At 70.6% G+C, this 999-nt stretch carries 1 protein-coding gene and 1 pseudogene; both read left to right on the top strand.

All coding sequences use genetic code 11. The annotated features are described in order from the left end of the window. Nucleotides 1-353 (top strand): annotated as a pseudogene (locus HO151_RS04220) (phosphodiesterase); the annotation flags it as partial. A gap of 295 nt (nucleotides 354-648) precedes the next feature. Next, the coding region (locus tag HO151_RS04215; RefSeq protein WP_254594710.1) for a cbb3-type cytochrome c oxidase subunit I at nucleotides 649-999 on the top strand (351 nt) is incomplete at its 3' end.

Raw genomic sequence — 999 nt, 5'->3', positions numbered from 1 at the left:
CGTACTCCTCCCTCCTCGGCTACCGGATCGGCGGCGGGCACGGCCTGCTGGCCGCCTTCCCCCGTCCGGCCCGGCGCGGGCCGGTCCGCGGCGACCTGCGGAGTGTGCGCGAGGCCCTGGGGGCCGAGCCGATCGTCCTCGACCTGTGCGCCGAGACCGCCGGCCGGACGTGGCGTCCGTTCGCGGTACTGACGGTGGGCACTCCCCTGCCCGTACCGCACGAGCAGAGCCTGGACTTCGACGTGTACGTGCACAGTGCCCCCGGGTTCCGTCCGGGCAGCGCGCTGGCCGCGACGCGCCGTGCGGCCTACCGGGGCTCGCGCGCGGGCCGTCGCGAGGGCCGGGCCGGCTGACCCTTCCGTTCCGGTGCGGTCAGCACCTCTTGGCCGTCAACACCTCTTCGCGCGGAGGCGCGTTCGTCCATGAGGGGCGGCGGGCGTCCGTTACCCGTTCGGTCCCGGACCGGCAGGCATGGTTTCCGCTGAGCTGGTTACGCAGTGCCCGACGCCACGAGCGGCAGGACGGGGAACCCGTCGTGCCGCCCGGCTCCACCGTTCGTGCAGCGCTGCCGATGGAGAGGACCTGATGACTGTCGAGGCAACACCGGAGACACTGGTCCCGGTCGAGGGGCGGCGCAGCAAGGGACGGATGGTGATCTCCTGGCTGACCACGACCGACCACAAGAAGATCGGGCACCTCTACCTGCTCACGTCCTTCGCGTTCTTCCTGGTCGGCGGGGCGCTGGCGATGGCGATACGGGCGGAACTGGCCCGGCCCGGCCTGCAGTTCCTCTCCAGCGAGCAGTACAACCAGTCGTTCACGATGCACGGCACGATCATGCTGCTGCTGTTCGCCACGCCCACCTTCGCCGGGTTCGCCAACGCGATCATGCCCCTGCAGATCGGCTCGCCCGACGTGGCGTTCCCGCGGCTGAACATGCTCTCCTACTGGCTGTTCCTCTTCGGCGGCCTGATCGTCATCTCCAGCTTCTTCACCTCC

Source organism: Streptomyces sp. 8P21H-1, from assembly GCF_013302945.1.
This window is presented reverse-complemented; position numbering and strand designations above follow the sequence as displayed.